The sequence below is a fragment of the Mesorhizobium sp. M8A.F.Ca.ET.208.01.1.1 genome, assembly GCF_004791315.1.
In the GTDB taxonomy this organism is placed as follows: domain Bacteria; phylum Pseudomonadota; class Alphaproteobacteria; order Rhizobiales; family Rhizobiaceae; genus Mesorhizobium.
Genome location: NZ_SRUT01000007.1, coordinates 37,210 through 58,215, shown reverse-complemented (window position 1 = coordinate 58,215; position 21,006 = coordinate 37,210). Strand labels below are relative to the sequence as shown.

Annotated in this window: 21 protein-coding genes; 18 read left to right on the top strand and 3 right to left on the bottom strand. The window is 64.1% G+C overall.

The window, feature by feature from the left end:
* The first annotated feature begins 52 nt into the window (after positions 1 to 52).
* The 13 genes from EN851_RS26065 (at position 53) to EN851_RS26000 (ending at position 13,918) form a co-directional block, all read left to right on the top strand.
* Positions 53 to 1,627 carry an NAD(P)/FAD-dependent oxidoreductase gene (locus EN851_RS26065; protein WP_135930290.1) on the top strand — a complete coding sequence of 525 codons (1,575 nt, stop codon included), beginning with the start codon at positions 53 to 55 and terminating at the stop codon, positions 1,625 to 1,627.
* Positions 1,628 to 1,739: 112 nt separating this feature from the next.
* Entirely contained in the window at positions 1,740 to 3,266 is a 1,527-nt protein-coding gene (locus tag EN851_RS26060; RefSeq protein ID WP_135882916.1) for an ABC transporter substrate-binding protein, read from the top strand.
* Between the two features lie 90 nt (positions 3,267 to 3,356).
* Positions 3,357 to 4,364 (top strand): ABC transporter permease, encoded by a 1,008-nt coding sequence (locus EN851_RS26055; RefSeq protein WP_135882917.1) that lies wholly within the window; start codon positions 3,357 to 3,359, stop codon positions 4,362 to 4,364.
* Complete coding sequence (locus tag EN851_RS26050) at positions 4,357 to 5,205, top strand: ABC transporter permease (protein ID WP_135882918.1); 849 nt, start codon at positions 4,357 to 4,359, stop codon at positions 5,203 to 5,205. Before EN851_RS26055 ends, EN851_RS26050 begins: the two co-directional genes overlap by 8 nt.
* On the top strand, positions 5,202 to 6,080 hold the full coding sequence (locus EN851_RS26045) for an ABC transporter ATP-binding protein (protein WP_135930289.1): 879 nt from the start codon (positions 5,202 to 5,204) through the stop codon (positions 6,078 to 6,080). The genes EN851_RS26050 and EN851_RS26045 overlap by 4 nt, the downstream gene beginning before the upstream one ends.
* Entirely contained in the window at positions 6,073 to 6,903 is an 831-nt protein-coding gene (locus tag EN851_RS26040; protein WP_135882920.1) for an ATP-binding cassette domain-containing protein, read from the top strand. The genes EN851_RS26045 and EN851_RS26040 overlap by 8 nt, the downstream gene beginning before the upstream one ends.
* Before the next feature lie 77 nt (positions 6,904 to 6,980).
* Positions 6,981 to 7,580, top strand: a complete 600-nt coding sequence (locus EN851_RS26035; RefSeq protein WP_135882921.1) for a VOC family protein — start codon at positions 6,981 to 6,983, stop codon at positions 7,578 to 7,580.
* A 143-nt stretch (positions 7,581 to 7,723) separates the two neighbouring features.
* The gene (locus EN851_RS26030; RefSeq protein WP_135930288.1) at positions 7,724 to 10,018 is read left to right on the top strand and encodes a bifunctional salicylyl-CoA 5-hydroxylase/oxidoreductase; all 2,295 of its coding nucleotides are present in this window, start codon (positions 7,724 to 7,726) and stop codon (positions 10,016 to 10,018) included.
* The gene (locus EN851_RS26025; RefSeq protein WP_127275963.1) at positions 10,015 to 10,788 is read left to right on the top strand and encodes an SDR family NAD(P)-dependent oxidoreductase; all 774 of its coding nucleotides are present in this window, start codon (positions 10,015 to 10,017) and stop codon (positions 10,786 to 10,788) included. The genes EN851_RS26030 and EN851_RS26025 overlap by 4 nt, the downstream gene beginning before the upstream one ends.
* Entirely contained in the window at positions 10,782 to 11,252 is a 471-nt protein-coding gene (locus EN851_RS26020; protein ID WP_127275964.1) for a MarR family transcriptional regulator, read from the top strand. The genes EN851_RS26025 and EN851_RS26020 overlap by 7 nt, the downstream gene beginning before the upstream one ends.
* Positions 11,249 to 12,061, top strand: coding sequence for an enoyl-CoA hydratase family protein (locus tag EN851_RS26015; RefSeq protein WP_135930287.1), 813 nt, complete (start codon positions 11,249 to 11,251; stop codon positions 12,059 to 12,061). Before EN851_RS26020 ends, EN851_RS26015 begins: the two co-directional genes overlap by 4 nt.
* Before the next feature lie 237 nt (positions 12,062 to 12,298).
* Positions 12,299 to 13,447, top strand: a complete 1,149-nt coding sequence (locus EN851_RS26005; protein WP_135930353.1) for an acyl-CoA dehydrogenase family protein — start codon at positions 12,299 to 12,301, stop codon at positions 13,445 to 13,447.
* Between the two features lie 75 nt (positions 13,448 to 13,522).
* Complete coding sequence (locus tag EN851_RS26000; RefSeq protein ID WP_127275967.1) at positions 13,523 to 13,918, top strand: RidA family protein; 396 nt, start codon at positions 13,523 to 13,525, stop codon at positions 13,916 to 13,918.
* 23 nt (positions 13,919 to 13,941) lie between these two features.
* Here the strand turns inward: EN851_RS26000 and EN851_RS25995 are convergent, their stop codons facing one another.
* Positions 13,942 to 15,033 (bottom strand): LLM class flavin-dependent oxidoreductase, encoded by a 1,092-nt coding sequence (locus EN851_RS25995; protein WP_135930286.1) that lies wholly within the window; start codon positions 15,031 to 15,033, stop codon positions 13,942 to 13,944.
* A 123-nt stretch (positions 15,034 to 15,156) separates the two neighbouring features.
* Between EN851_RS25995 and EN851_RS25990 the strand changes: the two genes are divergently transcribed.
* From EN851_RS25990 to EN851_RS25975, 5 genes are all read left to right on the top strand, one after another.
* On the top strand, positions 15,157 to 15,933 hold the full coding sequence (locus EN851_RS25990) for an HpcH/HpaI aldolase/citrate lyase family protein (RefSeq protein WP_135930285.1): 777 nt from the start codon (positions 15,157 to 15,159) through the stop codon (positions 15,931 to 15,933).
* A 163-nt stretch (positions 15,934 to 16,096) separates the two neighbouring features.
* On the top strand, positions 16,097 to 16,261 hold the full coding sequence (locus EN851_RS36485) for a hypothetical protein (protein WP_189521943.1): 165 nt from the start codon (positions 16,097 to 16,099) through the stop codon (positions 16,259 to 16,261).
* A gap of 93 nt (positions 16,262 to 16,354) precedes the next feature.
* Positions 16,355 to 17,152 (top strand): ABC transporter substrate-binding protein, encoded by a 798-nt coding sequence (locus EN851_RS25985; RefSeq protein WP_135921134.1) that lies wholly within the window; start codon positions 16,355 to 16,357, stop codon positions 17,150 to 17,152.
* A gap of 165 nt (positions 17,153 to 17,317) precedes the next feature.
* The gene (locus tag EN851_RS25980; RefSeq protein ID WP_127870695.1) at positions 17,318 to 17,992 is read left to right on the top strand and encodes an amino acid ABC transporter permease; all 675 of its coding nucleotides are present in this window, start codon (positions 17,318 to 17,320) and stop codon (positions 17,990 to 17,992) included.
* Positions 17,993 to 18,030: 38 nt separating this feature from the next.
* Complete coding sequence (locus EN851_RS25975; protein WP_189521942.1) at positions 18,031 to 19,293, top strand: cysteine desulfurase-like protein; 1,263 nt, start codon at positions 18,031 to 18,033, stop codon at positions 19,291 to 19,293.
* Positions 19,294 to 19,319: 26 nt separating this feature from the next.
* Here the strand turns inward: EN851_RS25975 and EN851_RS25970 are convergent, their stop codons facing one another.
* Together EN851_RS25970 and EN851_RS25965 are read right to left on the bottom strand one after the other, a co-directional pair.
* Positions 19,320 to 20,150 carry a dipeptide ABC transporter ATP-binding protein gene (locus EN851_RS25970; protein ID WP_127278113.1) on the bottom strand — a complete coding sequence of 277 codons (831 nt, stop codon included), beginning with the start codon at positions 20,148 to 20,150 and terminating at the stop codon, positions 19,320 to 19,322.
* Complete coding sequence (locus EN851_RS25965; protein ID WP_127278114.1) at positions 20,147 to 21,004, bottom strand: ABC transporter ATP-binding protein; 858 nt, start codon at positions 21,002 to 21,004, stop codon at positions 20,147 to 20,149. Before EN851_RS25965 ends, EN851_RS25970 begins: the two co-directional genes overlap by 4 nt.
* Positions 21,005 to 21,006: the final 2 nt, after the last annotated feature.

Sequence of the window (21,006 nt, the reverse complement as noted above, 5' to 3'; positions counted from 1 at the left end):
AAACATATGCATCTGCAATTATCTTTAAGCATAAAGGAAACGGGAACGGGGCGTGAGCGAGTTCGACGCCATCTTTGTCGGGGCGGGCCACAACAGTCTGGCATGCGCCGCGCATCTGGCGCTCAAGGGCTGGAAAACCGGGGTTTTCGAGCGCAGCGCAACGATCGGCGGCGCGGTGCAAACCCGCGAATTCACGCTTCCGGGCTTCCGTCATGATTTCGGCGCCATGAATCTGAGCCTGTTCGCCGGCTCCGCCTTCCACCGGAAATATGCAAATGAATTGAAAGCGCAGGGGCTGGAATTCGCGCCGGCCGCCGATTGTTTCGCCAGCGCCTTTCCGGATGGGCGCTGGTTCGGGGTCAGCAACGATCTGGAAAAGACCGCCAGCCGCGTTGCCGCCTTTTCAGCCGCCGATGCCGCGACATGGCGCAGGCTGGTAGCCGCCTTCCCGGCCGAAGCCGGGCATTTGTTCAAGCTGCTGGGCTCGCCGATGAGCGCCCGTGCGCTTGCGGGCACCGCATGGAACCTGTGGCGCAAGAAAGGTGTTTCCGGCGCGCTTGATACCGGCCGGCTGCTGTTGTCCTCGCCGCGCGCCTGGCTGGAGGAGACTTTCGAGTCTCCGCATATCAGGGCGACGCTCGCCACCTGGGGCATGCATCTTGACTTCGCGCCCGACATCGCCGGCGGCGCGGTGTTTCCCTATCTGGAATCGATGGCCAACCAGAGTTTCGGCATGGTGCTGGGCAAGGGCGGCGCCGATACGATCATCCGGGCACTGGCCGGCATGGTGACATCAGCCGGTGGCAGGATCATTACCCGTGCCGATGTCGCCGAGATCACGGTTTCCGGCGGCAAGGCGACGGGCGTGCGGCTCGCTTCCGGCGAAACGCATACGGCGGCCAAGGCGGTCATTGCCGGTGTGGCGCCCAAGGCGCTGACCGACAAGCTGCTGCCTGGCGGTTCCGGCAACGCCGGCTTCGACACGGCGATGCAGAAATTCCGGCACGCGCCGGGCACGATGATGATCCACCTGGCGCTGGACGATCTGCCGGACTGGCGCGCCGGGGCAGAGTTGCGCCAGTTCGCCTATGTTCATCTGTCCCCCTCGCTCGACCAGATGTCGCGCACCTATCAGCAGGCGATGGCAGGCATGCTGCCGGACGAACCCGTGCTGGTCGTCGGCCAGCCGACCGCCATCGACCCATCGCGGGCGCCGCAGGGCAAGCATGTTCTGTGGATACAGGTGCGCATGCTGCCCGCCGAAATCGCGGGCGACGCCGCGGCCAAGATCGCGCCAGCACATTGGGACCAGGTCAAGGAAGCCTATGCCGAGCGCGTGCTCGACATTATCGAGACCTACGCGCCCGGCCTGCACGCAAAGATCCTTGGCCGCGCGGTGTTCTCGCCGATCGATCTCGAGCGTGAGAACCCGAACCTCGTCGGCGGTGACCAGGTCTGCGGCAGCCACCATCTGGCGCAGAATTTCCTGTTCCGCCCGGCGCGCGGCTATGCCGGCTGGAACACGCCGGTCGCCAACCTGCATCTCACCGGCGCCGCGACATGGCCGGGCGCCGGCACCGGTGCCGCCTCGGGCTTCATGCTCGCGCAACAGCTTGGCGGGAGGTAGGCCAGACGATTTCATGAGGGCGACGAGAGGCAAGGCGCTGCTGCCGACGAAGCCCGAACCAATGAACTGAAGACGCTGCGCGAAGACAAATAAACCAACAAGGGGAACGACCATGACAATCAACAGACGCGAATTACTGGGATACAGTGCCGCGGCACTTGGCGTGGCCGCCGTCGGCCTGCCAAAGATTGCCCAGGCCGCCGGCGAACTGACCATCGCCTACAATGTCAACCTGCCGTCCTGGGATCCGACCACCGGACCGTCGGCCGTCAACCCGACCATACAGGGCCTCTACCAATCGGTGTTCGACCAATTCATCCCGCAGAAGCCGGACCTGTCCTTCGCGCCCGGCCTGCTGACCGAATGGGGCTGGAGCGACGACCGCACTAAGATCATGATGACGGTGCGCGAAGGCGTGAAATGGCATGACGGCTCGCCCTTCACACCGGAAGACGTCGTCTGGTCGCTGCAGCGTGCGGGCGACGAAAAGACCGGCAACCCGATCCAGTTCGTCTGGAAGAACGTCAACAATTTCAAGATCGACGGCAACAAGATCACTGGCGACGTCGTGCAGTTCGATCCAGTCTATTTCAAGTGGATGTCGTTCCTGACCGGCTACATCATGCCCAAGGCCTATTACGAGAAGGTCGGCGCCGAAGGCTTCGAGAAGGCGCCGATCGGCACCGGCCCTTACATGGTGGAAAAATTCGAGCGCAACGCTTTCCTGCGGCTGAAGGCCAATCCCGACTATTGGGGCGGCAAGCCGGCCTTCGAGAATGTGACGATCAAGTTCGTCACCGATGCGGCAAGCCGGGTGGCCGAGATCGAATCCGGTTCCTCGCAGGTGACGCTCGAAATCCCCTATGAGGAGTATGACCGGCTGATCGCCAAGGACGGGCTTGCCGGCTCGATCAAGAATGTTTCCGACATCGGCATGATCTTCTTCAACGACATCGAAGCGATGCTGGACAAGAACGTGCGCCAGGCAGCCGTCATGGCGGTGGACAAGGAGCTTCTGGTCAAGCGGCTGCTGCGCGGCTATGGCCAGCCGATCGCCACGCTCGAAACGCCGGAATACGCGGCCTTCGATGCCTCGATCAAGGTGGAGCACAATCCTGAGAAGGCCAAGGAACTGCTGGCCGCCTCAGGCTATTCGCCGGAAAAGCCGGTCAAGTTCACCATCCAGACGACCAAGGGCTTCAAGCCCAAGGACTATGAGATGATCCAGGCGATCGTCGGCATGTGGCGCAAGGTCGGCATCGAGGCGACGATCGAGGTCTATGAGATCGCCAAGCACTACGAGCTGCGCGCCGCCGACAAGCTCGCGCCCGCGGCCTTCTACAATTGGGGCAACGCCATTGGCGATCCGACCACCTCGACCGGCTTTGCCATGTATGGGCCGAGCCCGCATTCGGTCTGGGACAGCCAGGACCTGATCGACATGATCAACCCGCTGTGGGGAGAAAAAGACGAGGCCAAGCGCATCGCCGGCTGGAAGGCGGTCGACAAATACATCGCCGAGCAGGCCTATGTGCTGCCGCTGATGCAGTACGCGCAGCCGATCGTGCATGCCAAGGGCGTCAAAGTCGTCCAGCACATCTCAGGCGCGCTGCTGCCGGCCTTGATGACCCCGGCCTGATATCGGCCTGGAATTGCCGCGCGCCGTCGCCAATGACGGCGCGCATTTTCCATCGGGCATACGAGCCCACGGGCTCCTGCAAAGATTTACATGCTCCTGCAACGATTCCTGATTCGTCTGCTGACGATGTTGATCACGCTGTTCGGCGTGGCCGTCGTCGTCTTTGTCGTCATCCGCGTCGCGCCCGGCGATCCGATCGCCATGATGCTGCCGCCCGGCGCCACCAATGACGACATCGCCCGACTGCGCGCGCTGTACGGGCTCGACAAGACGATCGTACAGCAGTTCTTCATCTGGCTGTCCGGTGTCGCCAGGGGCGATTTCGGAACCTCGATCTCGCTGCGGCAAGACGTGCTCGGCCTCGTCTTCAACCGGCTGCCGGCCACGCTGGAACTTGCCATCGTCGCTCTCGTCATGGCGGTGGCGATCGGCGGCACGACGGCGATACTCGGCGCGCGCGAACGCGGCACGGCGGTCGAGGCCGGCATCGATATTGCGAGCGGCGCCGCCCTTTCCATCCCCGACTTCCTCTGGGGCCTGGTGCTGATCCTGCTGTTCGGCGTGCTGGTGCCGATCTTCGACATTTCGGGCCGCGTGTCGCCGCAACTCGACCTGCCCTTCGTGACGCAGTTCTATTTCTTCGAGAGCCTGCTGCGACTGCGCTTCGACCTGACCTGGGATCTCTTGAAGCACATGCTGATGCCGGCCGTGGCTTTGGCGCTGCCGCTGGCGGCGATCATCTCGCAGCTTCTCAAACAGTCGCTGAAGGAAGTGCTCGACCTCGACTATGTCGTGCTGGCACGGGTCAAGGGCTTTTCGGAAACGCAGGTCATCCTGCTCGAGGCGCTGAAGAACGCCGCGCTGCCGACGCTGACCCTGATCGGCGTGCAATTCACCTTCCTCATCGGCGGCACGGTCATCGTCGAGCGGCTGTTCTCCTATGAGGGGCTCGGCAACATGGCGATCGATGCCGTCATCAACCGCGACCTGCCGCTGATCCAGGGCATCGTGCTGGTGTTCGCGCTGCTGTTCGTGCTGATCAACCTCGGCGTCGACATGATGTATGCGCTGCTCAATCCGAGGTTGCGCCATGGATGAGGCACGCATCTCGCGACGCGGACTGAGCCCGAGGCTGTGGCTTGCCGGCGGCTGGCTGCTGCTGGCACTGCTGGCCGCGATTTTCGCGCCGCTGGTGGCGCCGCAGGATCCGCTGGCGCAGGATTTGATGCTGGAGCGTCTGCCGCCGTTCTGGCTCGATGGCGCCGAGCCTGGCTATTGGCTTGGCACCGACAGCCTCGGCCGCGACCTGCTCTCGCGCCTGATTTTTGGTGGCCGCATCGCCTTCATCGTTGCTTTCGCGGCGGCCATCGCCGCCTGCGTCGTTGGCTCGATGCTGGGACTGATCGCGGGCTATTTCGGCGGCTGGGCGGATCGCATCATCTCGCGCATCGTTGACATCTGGATGGCGTTCCCGCCGGTGCTTTTCGCCATTCTGCTGGTCGCCGTGCTCGGTACCGGCTTGAACTCCGTCATTCTCGCCATCGCCATCATCGACTGGACGCGCTTCTGCCGGGTCATCCGCGCCGAAGCCATGGGCCAGTCGCGCATGGACTATGTCGAGAATGCCCGCATCGCCGGCTATGGCCGCATCGGCATCATGCTGCGCGAGGTGCTGCCCAACGTGGTGCCGTCGATCGTGGCGTTGCTGTCGCTGGAAATGGGCATCGCCGTCATCGTCGAGGCGATCCTGTCCTTCGTCAATCTGTCGATCTCGACCGACGACCCGACCTGGGGCGGCATCATCGCCGAAGGCCGGCTGTCGATCCATCAAGCCTGGTGGGTGCTGGTGTTTCCGCTGATCACGCTGATCCTCACTGTGCTGTCGTTCAGCCAGTTCGGCGAAGCACTGAAGACGCGTTTCGATCCGGTGCTGCGATGAGTGCCTGTCTCGATATCGCCAATCTGAGCGCGGTGCTGGCCAACGGCCAGCGCGTGCTGCGCTCTGTTTCGCTCACCGTGCAACCCGGCGAGGTGCGCGCGCTGGTCGGCGAAAGCGGCGCCGGCAAGACGATGATCGGCAAGGCGGTGCTGGGCGTCCTGCCGTCGAGCGTGCGCATCGTCGAAGGCGACATGAGGCTCGAGGGCGAAGACCTCGGCAAACTCCAGCCCAAGGCGCGGCGCACGCTGATCGGCGCACGCACGGCGCTGATCCCGCAGGACCCGCTGACCGCGCTCAACCCCTCGCGCCGCATCGGTCCGCAGATGACCGACCGGCTGGTGCGCATCCTGGGTTGGAGCGGCGACAAGGCGGACAAGCGTGTCAGGCAATTGCTGGACGAGGTACAGATCCGCGACCCGGACCGGGTGCTGAAGAGCTATCCGCACGAACTGTCCGGCGGCATGCGCCAACGCGTGCTGATTGCCGCCGCCTTTGCCGCCGAGCCACGGCTGATCGTCGCCGACGAGCCGACCACGGCACTCGATGTCACCGTGCAGAAGCAGATCCTTCGGCTGATCGCCGCGTTGCAGAGCGAGCACGGCACCGCGATCCTGTTCGTCACCCATGATCTTGGCGTCGTCGCCAAGATCAGCCAGAAAGTGTCGGTGCTCTATGCCGGCAAGGTGGTGGAAGAAGCCGAGACCGCTGATCTCTTCGCAGCACCCCGGCATCCGTACACCCGGGCGCTGATGGCTGCGACGCCACGCTACACCGACCCCTTCACCTCGCTGAAGCCGGTGGACGAGACGGTGCTGGCCGGACTTGCGGCCGAGATCGCGGTAGCCGACCAGGCATGGAGGCGCCCGCATGGCTGAGCCGCTGTTTTCCGTGCGCGGGCTGAAGGTCGCGCTGCCCGACATGACGCGCAAGCCGCTTGTCGGCCGCGCGCCGCTGGCCGAAATTCTGAAAGGCCTGGATTTCGACCTGCCAAAGGGCTCTGTCACCGGCATCGTCGGTGAATCCGGATCCGGCAAGTCGACGCTTGGTCGCGCTTTGGTCCGGCTGCTGGAGCCGAGTGCCGGCAGCATCCGTTTCGAGGGCCGCGACATCACCCAACTGCCGGAGGCGGCACTGCGGCCGCTGCGCCGCGACCTGCAGATGATCTTCCAGGATCCGATGTCATCGCTCAACCCGCGCCGCACCATTGCCAGCATCATCGCCGCACCGCTCAAGCAGAACGGGCTTGGCGACAATCTGAAATCCCGCGTCGCCGAGGCACTGCAACGCGTCGGCCTGCCGCAGAGCTTCGCCAGCCGCTACCGGCACCAGCTGTCGGGCGGCCAGCGCCAGCGCGTCGGCATTGCGCGCGCGCTGGCGCTGTCGCCGAAATTCGTGCTGGCCGACGAGATCGTCTCCGGGCTCGACGTCTCGACACAGGCGCAGATCCTCACCTTGCTGGAGAAGCTCGCGGCGGAGATGGGCCTGACGGTCGCCTTCATCAGCCACGACCTGTCGGTCATCCGGCGGCTCTGCCAACAGGTGATCGTCATGCGCGAGGGCAGCATCGTCGAGCAGAGCGCCACGGATGCGCTGTTCGACAATCCCAGGGAGACTTACACGCGAGACCTGCTTGCCGCCATTCCGCTTCCCGAGATCGACGCGGACTGGCTGCGGCCGCCCGCGAAGGCGCCGGCATAAGACTTTTCATCCCGCACGCCGAAGAGCGGGCCTCGGACGTGCATGGGGGCGAAATCAGCCCGCGAACGGAGGGTAACATGAACTACGCAACCCGCGGCACGATGCTCGCCGCGATCCTGCTCGGCTCAATGGGAGCTGCGGCGGCGGATACGATCCCTGGCATGCGCGGCCACGACCATACCGGCATCACGGTTCCCGACATGAAGCAGGCGGTCGACTTCTTCACCGAAGTCGTGGGCTGCAAGAAGGCGATGTCGTTCGGACCGTTCGCCGACGACAAGGGCACCTTCATGCAGGACCTCCTCGGCGTCGATCCGAAGGCTGTCATCGAGCAGGTCACCATGGTCCGCTGCGGCTATGGGTCGAACATCGAGCTGTTCAAATACACCGCGCCCGACCAGAAGGACCTGACACCGAAGAACAGCGACATTGGCGGCTTCCATATCGCCCTTTACGTCGACGACGTCGCCGCGGCCAAAGCCTATCTCGACGGCAAGGGCGTCAAGACGAGATTGGGGCCGCTGCCGGTGAAGGAAGGGCCCGCCGCCGGCCAGACCATCCTCTATTTCCAGGCGCCATGGGGCTTGCAACTGGAGGCGATCAGCTATCCCACTGGCATGGCCTATGAGAAGGGTGCCGAGACCGTGCTGTGGAGCCCGAAGAACCCTGAGAAATGATCTCCCGCGGCGCGCTTGCAGGGACGTCACGCAAGCGCGCCACGCAATCCCCGCCTAATCATTTCGACATAAAACTTTAAGCTTGAAATATCTGACCTCCGGCGCGATACTGAGGCATAGCAAGCGAAGAGGAGATCGCACAGATGAAGGTTGCGGTTCTCGGCGGCGGACCAGCCGGCCTCTACTTTGCCATTTCGATGAAACTGAGGGACGCCGCGCACAACGTGACGGTTTTCGAGCGCAACCGCGCCGACGATACGTTCGGCTGGGGCGTCGTGCTGTCGGCCGAGACGCTCGACAACCTTGCCAAGAATGACCCGGTCAGCGCGGTCTGGATCAAGAAGCATTTCGCCTATTGGGACGACATCGCCGTCATCCATGACGGCGTGCGCACGGTCTCGTCGGGCCACGGCTTCTGCGGCATCGGCCGCAAGCGCCTGCTGGTGCTCTTGCAGCGGCGCGCGCGCGAACTCGGCGTCAAGCTGATGTTCGAAGCCGACATTGCCGACCCAAAACCCTATATGGACACGCATGATCTGGTCGTCGCCGCCGACGGGCTGAACTCCAGAGCGCGCAACACCTTCGTCGACATCTTCAAGCCCGACATCGACACGCGCAAATGCAAGTTCGTCTGGCTCGGCACCAACCAGAAATTCGACGACGCCTTCACCTTCATCTTCGAAAAGACCGAGCATGGCTGGGTGTGGGCGCACGCCTACCAGTTCGACAGCGAGACCGCGACCTTCATCGTCGAGTGCAGCGAACAGACCTGGGCCGCCTTCGGCTTCGGCGCGATGTCGCAGCAGGAGTCGATCGCGGTCTGCGAGCGCATCTTCGCCAAACATCTTGGCGGCCATGCGCTGATGACCAACGCCAACCACATCAGGGGCTCGGCTTGGATCAATTTCCCGCGCGTGCTGTGCGAGCGCTGGTCCTACAAGAATCTGGCGCTGATGGGCGACGCCGCGGCCTCGGCGCATTTCTCGATCGGCTCCGGCACCAAACTCGCCCTGGAAAGCGCGGTGGCGCTGGCCGACTATGTCGAGACCGAACCGGACCTCGAGGCCGCGTTCGGCAAGTATGAGGACGCTCGCCGCACCGAGGTGCTGAAGCTGCAATCGGCGGCGCGCAATTCTCTGGAATGGTTCGAGGAGGTCGAGCGCTATCTCGGCCTCGATCCGGTGCAGTTCAACTATTCGCTCTTGACCCGTTCGCAACGCATCAGCCACGAGAATTTGCGGCTGCGCGATGCCGAATGGCTGGGCGGCGCGGAAGAGTGGTTTCAGCGCCAGGCCGGCGCTGGCGGCAACAGGCTGCGCCGGGCGCCGATGTTCGCCCCCTTCAAGCTGCGCGACATGGCCCTCAACAACCGGGTCGTCGTTTCGCCGATGGCGCAGTACAAGGCCGTCGACGGCTGCCCGACCGACTGGCATTTCACCCACTACGCCGAGCGCGCCAAGGGCGGCGCCGGGCTTGTCTATATCGAGATGACCTGCGTCAGCCCGGAAGGGCGGATCACGCCTGGCTGCCCCGGCTTCTACGCGCCCGAACATGAGGTGGCGTGGAGGCGGCTGGTCGATTTCGTCCATACCGAAACCGAAGCGAAGATCTGCGCCCAGATCGGCCATTCCGGCGCCAAGGGTTCGACCCGTGTCGGCTGGGAAGGCACCGACGTGCCGCTCGCCTCCGGCAATTGGCCTGTCATGGCGGCCTCGGCGATTGCCTGGTCGCCGCAGAACCAGGTTCCGAAGGCCATGGATCGCGCCGACATGGACAGAGTGCGCGACGAGTTCGTCGCCTCGGCCGAAATGGCCGATCGCTGCGGCTTCGACATGCTCGAAATCCACGCCGCGCACGGCTACCTCCTGTCGTCTTTCATCACGCCGGTCACCAACCGGCGCACGGACGCCTATGGCGGTTCGCTGGAAAACCGCATGCGCTATCCCCTGGAAATCTTCCGTGCGGTGCGCGCCGCCTGGCCGGCGGGAAAACCGATCTCGGTGCGCATTTCGGCCAATGACTGGGTCGGGATCGAAGGCGTGACGCCGGCCGACGCCGTCGAGATCGCGCGCATGCTGCATGAGGCGGGCGTCGACATATGCGACGTCTCGGCCGGCCAGACCTCGGCCCTGGCAAAGCCGGTCTACGGACGCATGTTCCAGACACCGTTTTCGGACCGCATCCGCAACGAAGTCGGCATGGCGACGATGGCTGTCGGCAACATCTACGAGCCAGACCATGTCAATTCGATCCTGATGGCCGGCCGCGCCGATCTGGTCGCGCTGGCACGGCCGCATCTCGCCGATCCCTACTGGACGCTGCATGCGGCGGTGACGCTCGGCGACCGTGGCGTCAAATGGCCGGATCCCTATCTGCCCGGACGCGACCAGATCTACAGGCTGGCCGAGCGCGATGCCGCGGCGGGGCTGAAAGTATGACAGCGGCGGCCACGATTCCCGGCAAGCACGCGCTGGTCACCGGCGGTGGTTCCGGCGTTGGCCGGGCCATCGCGCTGGCGCTGGCCGAGGCTGGTGTCGACGTGACCATATGTGGGCGTCGCGAAGCAGAACTCGCTAAGGTTGCCAGCGAAAACGACCGCATCCATGGCATTGCCGCCGACGTCACCAATGAGGCGGCGATGGCCGCGCTCTACACACAGGCCGAGGCCGCGCGCGGACCGTTCGACATCGTCGTCGCCAATGCCGGCATGGCCGGCAGCACGCCGGCGCACAAGACGACGCTTGCCGACTGGCAGCGGACGCTCGACGTCAATTTGACCGGAGCCTTCCTGACGGTGAAGCCGGCGCTGGCCGGCATGGCCGCGCGCAAGGCAGGCCGCATCGTCTTCATCGCCTCGACCGCCGGTCTGAAAGGCTACGCCTATGTCGCGCCCTATGTAGCGGCCAAGCATGGCGTCGTCGGTCTGATGCGGGCGCTTGCCGCCGAGACGGCGAAATCCGGCGTCACCGTCAATGCGGTGTGTCCTGGCTTCGTCGAGACCGACATGCTGGAGGAGTCCATCCAGCGCATCGTCGAAAAGACCGGACGCTCGGCTGACGAGGCACGGGCGAGCCTGGCCTCGACCAATCCGCAGGGCCGTTTCATCCAGCCTCAGGAAGTAGCCGCCGCCGTGCTCTGGCTGTGCGGCAATGCTGCGGCGTCGATCACCGGACAGGCGATTTCGATCTCGGGAGGTGAAACATGGTAGCCGGCCCCCTGCCCGTGCCATCGGGACCCGGCAAGGACCGGCTGCGTCTTTGGATCAGGCTGCTGCGCGCCTCGCGCACGATCGAGGCCGAGTTGCGCGAGCGGCTGAAGAAGGAATTCGATACGACGCTGCCGCGCTTCGACGTCATGGCAGCACTCTACCGGGCGCCGGAAGGCATGCTGATGAGCGACCTCTCGCGCTTCCTGCTGGTCTCCAACGGCAATGTCACCGGCATCGTCGACCGTCTGGTTTCCGAAGGACTGGTGGCGCGTGCACGCCGCAATGGCGACCGCCGCACCTCGATGGTGCGGTTGACCGAGGAGGGCACCAAGTCCTTTGCCACCATCGCCGCCGCGCATGAGGGCTGGATCGGTGAATTGCTGGGCAAGGTCAGCGAGGAGGATGCCCGCCGGCTGACCGGCATGCTGACCTCGTTCCGCAGCAACTGGGAGGGACGCGAATGACTGCAATGGCCGGCCGCAAGCCGAAGCATTTCCTGTGGGAGGTCGAGGGCCGGATCGCCAAGGTCCGGCTCGACCGGCCTGAGCGCAAGAACCCGCTGACCTTCGACAGCTATGCCGAGTTGCGCGACACGTTCCGCGATCTTGTCTATGCCGACGATGTCGACGCCGTGGTGTTCCTGTCCAATGGCGGCAATTTCTGCTCCGGCGGCGATGTCCACGACATCATCGGTCCGCTGGTCAAGATGGACATGAAGCAGCTCCTCGCCTTCACCCGCATGACCGGCGATTTCGTCAAGGCGATGCTGAATTGCGGCAAGCCGATCATCGCGGCGGTTGACGGTGTCGCGGTCGGCGCCGGCGCCATCATCGCGATGAGTTCCGACATCCGCATCGCCACGCCGGAGGCCAAGACCGCCTTCCTGTTCACACGCGTGGGCCTGGCCGGCTGCGACATGGGCGCCTGCGCGATCCTGCCGCGCATCATCGGCCAGGGCCGCGCCGCCGAACTGCTCTACACCGGCCGAACCATGACGGCGGCGGAAGGCGAGCGCTGGGGCTTCTACAACAGGCTGGTCGATGCGGCGGCTCTCGAGGCCGATGCGCTGGAGATGGCGACCCGCATCGTATCGGGCCCGACCTTCGCCCACGGCATCACCAAGACGCAGCTCAACCAGGAATGGTCGATGGGCCTCGACCAGGCGATCGAGGCGGAAGCGCAGGCGCAGGCGATCTGCATGCAGACCCGCGATTTCGAGCGGGCGTATCGGGCTTTTGTGGCCAAGGAAAAGCCGGTGTTCGAGGGGAATTGAGGATGTTTTCTTCGCCAGAGAAGGACATGCCGGCGGGACAGCGCCCCTCTCTGTCCTGCCGGACATCTCCCCCACTTGGGGGGAGATTGGCTGTCATCACCGCTTTCGCCAATTTTCAACGTCGCAAGGACGAGCGGGGCGTCGAAACCGCCAATCTCCCCCCTTGTGGGGGAGATGTCCGGCAGGACAGAGGGGGGCGCCGTAGAGCGCAAACCTCGCAGAGCTGCGGAGGCAACCATGCCTGACCGTTCCTTTCTCAACTGGCCGTTCTTCGAAGACCGCCATCGCGAGCTCGCAGAACAACTCGACGCCTGGTGCGCCAAGAACCTCCCCGTCGATCATCGTGACATCGACGCTGCCTGCCGCGAGCTGGTGGCCATGCTTGGCCGCGATGGCTGGCTGAAGCCGACGGCTGTCGACACTGACAATCCGGGCCCGCTCGACGTGCGTTCCTTGTGCATCACGCGCGAGACGCTGGCGCGCCATGACGGGCTGGCCGATTTCGCTTTCGCCATGCAGGGGCTCGGCACCGGTGCGCTCAGCCTGTTCGGAACGGCTGACCAACGGCAATGGCTGGCTAAGACGCGCGCCGGCAAGGCGATCTCCGCCTTCGCCCTGTCGGAGCCGCGCTCCGGATCCGATGTCGCCAACACGGAAATGACGGCGACCCGCCATGGCGACAGCTATGTTCTCACCGGCGAAAAAACCTGGATTTCGAATGGCGGCATCGCCGATTTCTATGTCGTCTTTGCCCGCACCGGCGAAGCGCCGGGCGCCAAGGGCCTCTCGGCCTTCATCGTGCCGGGCGATGCCAAGGGCCTCGACATTGCCGAGCGGCTGGAAGTAATTGCGCCGCATCCGCTGGCGCGTTTGTCGTTCGACGAGGTTCGTGTTCCCACCTCGGCGCTGATCGGCAGGCCGGGCGACGGCTTTCGCATCGCCATGTCGGTGCTCGACGTGTTCCGCTCGACGGTCGGTGCGGCAGCGCTCGGCTTTGCCCGCCGGGCGCTCGATGAAAGCATCAACAGAGTGGCCGAGCGCAAGCTGTTCGGCGCGCCGATGGCCGAGTTGCAGATGGTGCAGGGCCATATCGCCGACATGGCCCTCGACGTCGATGCGGCGGCGCTGCTGGTCTACCGCGCCGCCTGGACCAAGGACATGGGCGCCGCCCGCGTCACCCGAGAGGCGGCGATGGCCAAGCTGTTCGCCACAGACAAGGCGCAGGAGGTGATCGACAAAGCGGTGCAACTGCATGGCGGCGACGGTGTCCGCAAAGGCCACATCGTCGAGAGCCTGTATCGCGAAATCCGCGCGCTGCGCATCTATGAGGGCGCTTCGGACGTGCAGAAGGTGGTGATCGCGCGGCAAGTGATGGGCGCGGCCTGAACGGGTCGTGACCACGGACTGAATTGTTTTCGACACGGATATTGCGGACCCGATATTGGATAGCGGAGAGACGACATGCACGAGATCCTGCAGCCGGAAGGCTGGGCAAAACCCGTCGGCTACGCCAACGGCGTGGCGGCGCGCGGCAAGCTCGTCTTCGTCGGCGGCCAGGTCGGCTGGAACGGGCAATGCCAGTTCGAGACCGACGATTTCGCCGGCCAGGTGCGGCAGACCCTCCAGAACATCGTCGCGGTGCTGGCCGAGGCCGGCGCGGAGCCACGGCACATCACCTCGATGACCTGGTATTTCACCGACAAGGCCGAGTATCTCGGCAATCTCAAGGGGATTGGCGAGGCCTATCGCGAAGTGATCGGCCGGCATTTTCCGGCAATGGCCGCCATGCAGGTGGTGGCGCTGGTGGAGGACCGCGCCAAGGTGGAGATCCAGGCCACCGCCGTTATTCCGGAGTAAAGAATTCGCATCCCCGGAATATCTTATTCGCGAAGGCCGGCTTGCCTGAGCAGCGGCAGCACGTGGTCGCAGAAGTAAGGCAGCTCCTGAGTGTAGTTGACGAAGGACAGGGCGATGCCCTGATAGCCGTGCGCGGCAATGGCGGCCATGTCGGCGGCAATCGTTTGCGGCGTTCCAACCAGCGGATAGGTGCCGGCGCCGCCGGCAAAACGCTGCCGGTATGCGTCATAGGCATGCGGGTCATGGGATTGCGAGAATTCCTTCTTGCCGGCCATATGCGCATCGACCGCCTCGTGATCCGCCAGATCGACGGCATAGCGCCTGTAATAGGCCTGCGCCTCTTCCATGGTCGGGCGGCAGACGACATGTGCCACGGTGTAGACGCCGACCTCCCGGCCAACCTTGTCGGCCCGCTCGCTGATGTCGGCGACATGCTTGCCGGCGTCGGCCATTTCGGAGAAGGTCGTAAACAGATAATCGCATCTGGCGGCGGCGAAATCGCGGCCCGGGCCGCCGAAAGCGGCGTTCATGGTCACCGGGCGCGGAAGCTGCAGGCTGGCCGGCCGGCTGACCGCCTCCTTGAGGTGATAATAGGTGCCTTGATACTCGAGCGGCTCCGCCGACGCGTAGAGCTTCTCCAGAATTTCGATCCATTCGGCCGCCTGGTCGTAACCCTTCTCGACCAGCGGTGTGCCGAACATGCCGAATTCCTTCGGGTTCCAGCCGCAGACGATGTTCAAACCGGCACGGCCCTGGCTGATGTGGTCGACGGTCGCCAGCGCCTTGGCGGCATAGAGCGGGTGCACAAGCGGCACGTGCACGGTCATGAACAGGCCGATACGGTCGGTGGCCACGCTGAGCGCCGCCGCCCAGGTGAAGTTCTCGAACGACGATTCACGCACCTTGTTGCGGCCGCCAAAGCCACGCCAGCGTGCGATCGGCAACATGAACTCCAGCCCGGCGCGGTCGGCGATCTGGGCGGCCGTCAGATTGTCCTGCCAGCTCGCCGTCCAGCGCTCCGGCACATCCGATATGGCAAGACCGCCATCGGCGTTGGTCGAGAAGACGCCAAGCTTGAGTTTGTTGGAGCCGTGCAACGGATGTGCTTTGATCATCTCGGGAACTCGCGGGCGGGAGGCCGTAGGCTAGGCCCGCGCGAAAATATTTCAAGCCTGAAATAGCTTCGCGTCGCACTGGTTTGCCGATATGAACTTGGCGGGATGAGAGAAGGGATCGGCATGAACGAGTTCCGCCAGAAATGCATCGGCAAGACCAGCCTCGTCGGGTCCTTCTGCGCCATTCCGCATCCCGTCGCGGTCGAGGTGATGGCGCTGTCCGGCCTCGACTTCCTCTGCATCGACTGGGAGCACGCGCAGATCTCGCGCGACATCGTCGAAACGATGATACGCGCAGCCGATGTCCACCGTGTGCCGGCGATGGTGCGCGTTCCCGGCCATGCGCCCGAAGCCATCCAGGCGGCATTGGACAGCGGCGCGCAAGGCGTGCTGGTGCCACGCGTCTCGACACCGGCCCAAGCTGCGATGGCGGTGACGGCATCGCGTTATCCGCCGCTGGGCGAACGCGGCGTTGGACCCGGCCGCGCTGCCGGTTATGGCTATCGCATTCCCGAATATCTGGCCGGCGCCAATGACAGGATCGTCGTGGCGGTCCAGGTCGAAACCGCCGAGGGGTTGGCCAACATCGAGGCGATCGCCGTTGTCGACGGCGTCGACGTGATCTTCGTCGGCCCCGGCGATCTCTCCGTGTCGATCGATGCGATCGGACCGAAGGGCGCCGACAAGCTCGCGGATGCGATCCGCAGGATCATCGGCGTGACGATCGCGCACGGCAAGGCCTCCGGCATATTTTGCGCCAGCCCGCAAACCGTCGGCCAATGGGCAGCCGTCGGCGCCAGCTTTTTCGTGCTGGCCAGCGACACGATGTTTCTCGGTGCGGGCGGCGCGGCCAATTATGCCGCCGCCCGGGCGGAACTGGCGCGGGAAGACCCGCGCTAGCGCCCAGTCGAGCAGCAACCCGGGAAACTTTTTTAAGCTTAAAACTTTTACCTTGAAAAGCGCCGCACTTTGGATAAGCATTCAAGATCGATGGCGACTGTCGGGCTGGAGGGTTTCCGGGCAGCTCATCGCGGGTGCTCCGGGTTGGAGGGGTTTCAGTCCTTTGTCGTTTGTGCTGCCCCAGTCATCGTCCAGCGCGCGCTGTGCCTTCGATCGCGTTCGCGCCCGGATCCGCGACCTGCATACCGAGACCAACCTTGCCGTGCCTGCGCGTGAAGGCGACCGCGACCAGATCGCGGCCACGGCCGAGCGCATGCTCGCCACATGAATTGACGCCCCGCTGGGAGGCGGGACGGCAACAAACCGTGCGGGGCAGCCCGCCCGATCAACAACCAGAGGGAATACCCCAGAGGGACCACCAATGAAGCTCAACCGTCGCAATCTCATCCTTTTCGCCGCGGCAATCGGCATCGCCGCTGGGCCGGCAACCGCCTTCGCCGCCGATGTGCTCAATGTCGGCGCCTACCCGACCAACCCGCCCTTCGAATACAAGAACGAGAGCGGCACCTTCGAAGGTTTTGAGGTCGACATCGTCAACGAGGCGGCCAAGCGCGTCGGCATGACAACCGACATCGCCGACCTCGGCTTCCAGGCACTGTTCGCCGCGACCACCTCGAAGCGTATCGACGTCGCCATCTCGTCGATCACGATCACGCCGGAGCGGCTGAAGTCGCAGTCCTTCACCCAGCCCTATTATGATTCCGACATGGGCATCGCCACCAAGACCGACAGCGCGGTCAACGCCGAGGCAGACCTCAAGGGCAAGATCGTTGGCGTGCTCTCCGGCTCGACCGGCGAGACCTGGGTCAAGGCGCACCAGGAAGCCGACGGCTTCAGCGACGTGAAGGGCTATGACACGCAGCAGAACCTGCTGCTCGACCTCAGCGCCGGCCGCATCGACGCCGCCGTCAGCGACATTCCCGGCATGGAATATTCCTTCACCAAGATGAAGGACCTGAAGGTCAAGCAGCGCATCAAGACCGGCGAGCAGTACGGCCTGATGATGACAAAGGATCATCCGCTGCTCGGCAAGCTCAACGACGCGCTGACGGCGATGAAGAAGGACGGCACGCTGGCCGCGATCCACAAGAAGTGGTTCGGCAGCGACGCCCCGACCGATTCCTCGACCGTCAAGGAAATGCCGCTGCCCAAGGCCTGAGCTGCGGCCGACAGGACGGAAGGCGTGCCGGCTCCAAAAAGGGTCGGCACGTCCCGTTTTCACGCATAACCTTCCCGGGACCAGCATCCGTTCGGCAGAGCCGATCTTGATGTTCCGGGTCGGGCTCTGGCGTCAGATGACGCAACACCGTTCGGGAATGCTCTGATGTCGCTGATCGACACTTTCTTCAACGCCGACGTCATCGCGTCGAGCCTGCCGGCACTGCTGCGCGGCTTCCTGAACACGCTGCTGCTTGGCCTGCTCAGCATCGGTATCGGCATTCCCATCGGCCTGGTGATCAGCCTGTTGCGGCTCTATGCGCCGAAGCCGCTGCGCTGGCTGGCGGTCGGCTACACCGACATCTTCCGCGCCTTGCCGGTGCTGGTCGTGCTGATCCTGATCTACTACGCGCTGCCGTTCCTCGGCATACGCCTGTCGTCCTGGGCGTCGGCAGTGACCGCGTTCGCCATCATCATGTCGGCCTATTCGGCCGAAGTGTTTCGCTCCGGCATAGAGAGCATTCCGCGCGGCCAGTTCGAGGCCTCGCAGGCGCTTGGCCTGCCGTTCCTTTTGACCTTGCGCAAGGTGGTGCTGCCGCAGGCGGTGCGCGTCGTCATCCCGCCGATGACCAGCAACTGCGTCTCGATGTTCAAGGACACTTCGCTGGCCTCCACCGTGGCCCTGCCGGAACTGCTCAAGGAAGCGACCAACGCACAGTCGCTCTACGCCAACCCCTCGCCGCTGATCGGCGCCGCACTGGTCTATCTCATCTTCCTTTGGCCGATGGTTCGTCTCGTCAGCCTGCTTGAAGCCCGCTTCAAGGACGAGAAGGCCCGCTAGCCACCTACCACCCCGCAAGCACTTCGCAGGAGATACAATTGAGCAATCCCCAGGCCACTGGCGGCTTCCCCGTCGACACCATCCGCGCCATGTTCCCCGCCCTGCAGCGAGCCGGCGATTTCATCTTCATGGACAATGCCGCCGGGGCACAGATTCCGCAGAGCGTGCTCGACGCGGTGACCAACCACTTGGTCTCGCACAATGTGCAGCGCGGCGGCCGCTATGGCCGCAGCGTCACCGTCGATCAGTCGGTCGCCGATGCTCGGACAAGCGTCGCCCTGCTGATCAATGCCTACAGCCCGGCGGAAATCTGCTTCGGGATGAACGCCACCTCCTTCATCCGCCTGGTCAGCCTCGGCATCGGCCAGATGCTTTCCGAGCGTGATGAGATCGTCGTCACCGACATGGACCATGATGCCAACATCGCCACCTGGCTGGCGCTGGAATCCGCCGGCGCCAAGTTCAAATGGTGGCGCATGCGCGAGGATGGCAATCTGCATGTCGACGATCTCAAGCCATTGGTTTCGGACCGCACTCGGCTGGTCGCCTGCACGGTGACGGCGCACTCGATCGGCTCGATCGTCGATGTCGCCTCGGTCGCTGACATCGCGCATAGGGTTGGCGCCGAAGTGTTCCTCGATTGCGTGCATTACGGACCGCACGGGCTGATCGACGTGCAGGCCTGGGATTGCGATTATCTCGTTTGTTCCGGCTACAAGAATTTCTCGCCGCATATGGGTTTCCTCTGGGGCCGCTTCGAGACGCTGAAACGCCTGCCGACCTTCCGCGAGGATTTCATCCCGGACGAGCCGCCCTACAAGGTCGAGGCCGGCACATTCATCTACGAGAACGTGTCGGGCATGGATGCCGCCGTGCAGTATCTTGAACTGATCGGCCGCAATCTCGCCCCCTCCAACAACCGCTCGCGGCGCGACAACATCGTCGCCGGCATGGGCGCCATCCGCGACTATGAGTTGCTGCTGGCGCGCGAGATGATGGGCGTGCTGAAGGCCTGCGGCGCGACCATCTACGGTGTCGCCGACGAGGCCCGCCTCAACGAGCGCGTGCCGACCTTCTGCTTCAACATCGGCAAGCTGTCGCCGCAGCGCATCGTCGAGGAAATGGCCGATATGCAGATCGGCATCCGCGACGGCCATATGTATGCGCCCCGCCTGATGAAACGCCTCAACCTGCCGATGGACAGCGGCGCCATCCGCGCCTCGCTGGTGCACTACAACACGGTCGAGGAGATCCACAAATTCGGCGAGGCGCTGCGCGCTATCATCGCCAAGCTGTCGTAGCCGGATGGGCCGTGCCTGACCTCTGGTCAGGCCGCCTTCTTCTTCGCCAGCCTCGCCTTGATGCTTGCCACGTCGGCGCGCGGCGTCGCGGCAAACAGCGTCCTGGTGTAGCTGTGCTTGGGGTCCGAAAAGACCTCGTCGCGCGAGCCGTATTCGACGGCCTCGCCGAAATACATCACCATCACATCGTCGGCGATGTAGCGCACCACCGACAGGTCGTGGCTGATGAAGACATAGGTCAGCTGGAACTCGTCCTGCAGGTCGGCGAGCAGGTTGAGCACCTGCGCCTGAACCGAGAGGTCAAGCGCCGAAACCGGCTCGTCCAGCACCAGCAGGCTGGGGTTCAGCATCAGCGCGCGGGCGATGGCGATGCGTTGGCGCTGACCGCCCGAGAACATGTGCGGATAGCGGTTGTAGTGTTCGTGGCCGAGGCCGACCTTCTTCAGCATCTTCATGGCGAGGTCGCGCCGTTCGGCCGCTGGCTTGTCGGTGTTGATGAGCAGCGGCTCGCCCAGCACGTCGCCGATCTTCTGGCGCGGATTGAGCGATCCGTAGGGATTCTGGAAGACGATCTGCACCTTGCGGCGCATTTCCTTGGTCAATCCGCCTTTGGCGATATCGACCTTGTTGCCGTCGATGAACAGCTCGCCCGACGTCGCGGGATCGATCAAGGTGATGATGCGGGCGAGCGTGGACTTGCCACAGCCGCTTTCGCCGACGATGGCGAGCGTCTTGCCCTTGTCCACGGTGAAGGAGACGCCCTTGACCGCATGCACGGTGCGAGGCCCGGTGAACAGGCCACCGCCGATATGATAGTCGCGAACGATGTTCTTGCCTTCGAGGACCGTGGTGCTCATGCGGAGGCTCCCGCTACCGAGGGGGCAGGCTCGAACAGCATGTCGGAAACGGTCGGCAGCCGGTCGCCGACGGCATTTTCCGGCAACGCCGAGAGCAGCGCGCGCGTGTAATTGCTCTTGGGCGATTCAAACAGCGACAACACGTCGGCCTCTTCCATCTTGCGGCCCTTGTACTGGACGATGACGCGGTCGGCGGTCTCGGCCACCACGCCCATATTGTGGGTGATCATGATCAGGCCCATGCCGTATTTGGCCTGCAGCGAGACGAGCAGATCGAGGATCTGCTTCTGGATGGTGACGTCCAGCGCGGTCGTCGGCTCGTCGGCGATCAAAAGCTTCGGATTGCAGGCAATCGCGATCGCGATCATGACGCGCTGGCACTGGCCGCCCGACATCTGGTGCGGAAACGAACTCAGCCGTTCTTCCGGATCGGCAATGCCGACCAGCTTCATCAGCTCGATGGCGCGTGCCCGGCGCTGGGCACGATCCATGCCCATGTGGAAACGCAGCACCTCCTCGATCTGGAAACCGACCGTGAAGCACGGGTTGAGGCTGGCGATCGGCTCCTGGAAGATCATAGAAATGTCCTTGCCGACGATCTTGCGGCGTTCGGACGGGCTGAGCTTCAACAGGTCGACGCCGTCGAAGGCCATGCGGTCGGCCTTGACCGTCGCGGTGTTGGGCAACAGCCCCATGACCGCCAGCATCGACACCGACTTGCCGGAACCGGACTCGCCGACGATCGCCAGCACCTCACGCGGCTCGATCGAAAGGTCGATGCCTTGCACGGCCATGAACGGCCCGGCGGCGGTGTCGAAGGAAACGGTGAGGTTCTTGATCTCGAGCAGCGACATGC

Bases quoted from the DNA above. Each gene is read 5' to 3' on its own strand.
- EN851_RS26060 (WP_135882916.1), top strand. From the start codon at position 1,740: ATGACAATCAACAGACGCGAATTACTGGGATACAGTGCCGCGGCACTT.
- EN851_RS26055 (WP_135882917.1), top strand. From the start codon at position 3,357: ATGCTCCTGCAACGATTCCTGATTCGTCTGCTGACGATGTTGATCACG.
- EN851_RS26050 (WP_135882918.1), top strand. From the start codon at position 4,357: ATGGATGAGGCACGCATCTCGCGACGCGGACTGAGCCCGAGGCTGTGG.
- EN851_RS26045 (WP_135930289.1), top strand. From the start codon at position 5,202: ATGAGTGCCTGTCTCGATATCGCCAATCTGAGCGCGGTGCTGGCCAAC.
- EN851_RS26040 (WP_135882920.1), top strand. From the start codon at position 6,073: ATGGCTGAGCCGCTGTTTTCCGTGCGCGGGCTGAAGGTCGCGCTGCCC.
- EN851_RS26035 (WP_135882921.1), top strand. From the start codon at position 6,981: ATGAACTACGCAACCCGCGGCACGATGCTCGCCGCGATCCTGCTCGGC.
- EN851_RS26030 (WP_135930288.1), top strand. From the start codon at position 7,724: ATGAAGGTTGCGGTTCTCGGCGGCGGACCAGCCGGCCTCTACTTTGCC.
- EN851_RS26025 (WP_127275963.1), top strand. From the start codon at position 10,015: ATGACAGCGGCGGCCACGATTCCCGGCAAGCACGCGCTGGTCACCGGC.
- EN851_RS26020 (WP_127275964.1), top strand. From the start codon at position 10,782: ATGGTAGCCGGCCCCCTGCCCGTGCCATCGGGACCCGGCAAGGACCGG.
- EN851_RS26015 (WP_135930287.1), top strand. From the start codon at position 11,249: ATGACTGCAATGGCCGGCCGCAAGCCGAAGCATTTCCTGTGGGAGGTC.
- EN851_RS26005 (WP_135930353.1), top strand. From the start codon at position 12,299: ATGCCTGACCGTTCCTTTCTCAACTGGCCGTTCTTCGAAGACCGCCAT.
- EN851_RS26000 (WP_127275967.1), top strand. From the start codon at position 13,523: ATGCACGAGATCCTGCAGCCGGAAGGCTGGGCAAAACCCGTCGGCTAC.
- EN851_RS25995 (WP_135930286.1), bottom strand. From the start codon at position 15,033: ATGATCAAAGCACATCCGTTGCACGGCTCCAACAAACTCAAGCTTGGC.
- EN851_RS25990 (WP_135930285.1), top strand. From the start codon at position 15,157: ATGAACGAGTTCCGCCAGAAATGCATCGGCAAGACCAGCCTCGTCGGG.
- EN851_RS25985 (WP_135921134.1), top strand. From the start codon at position 16,355: ATGAAGCTCAACCGTCGCAATCTCATCCTTTTCGCCGCGGCAATCGGC.
- EN851_RS25980 (WP_127870695.1), top strand. From the start codon at position 17,318: ATGTCGCTGATCGACACTTTCTTCAACGCCGACGTCATCGCGTCGAGC.
- EN851_RS25970 (WP_127278113.1), bottom strand. From the start codon at position 20,150: ATGAGCACCACGGTCCTCGAAGGCAAGAACATCGTTCGCGACTATCAT.
- EN851_RS25965 (WP_127278114.1), bottom strand. From the start codon at position 21,004: ATGTCGCTGCTCGAGATCAAGAACCTCACCGTTTCCTTCGACACCGCC.